1 pseudogene is annotated in these 228 nt (G+C 46.5%); it reads left to right on the forward strand.

Going from position 1 to position 228, the window contains the following annotated elements:
• Window positions 1–228 (forward strand): annotated as a pseudogene (locus tag HJY11_RS13810) (hypothetical protein); the annotation flags it as partial.

Consider the following 228-nt stretch of genomic DNA (forward strand, 5'->3'; position numbering starts at 1 on the left):
CAGCTTCCAAATCGGCCTTTGGAAGGCTGGGGGAAAGCAAGAGCCGCGGATCTTCTGGTCTCGATAAAATGGCTCTATGAAAGAGATCCTCAGCCGTATCTGAGAGATCTGGCAAGTCTGGTAATCGACCAGGGAGAGGACTGGAATGATTTTTTCTCAAATCTTCCATTTGTGAGACCGACGGAGTGCTATTATAATTGGAAGAAGCTGGAGTTTTTCTCTAAGGAT

The organism is Bittarella massiliensis (ex Durand et al. 2017) (assembly GCF_017566145.1).
GTDB lineage: Bacteria > Bacillota > Clostridia > Oscillospirales > Ruminococcaceae > Bittarella > Bittarella massiliensis_A.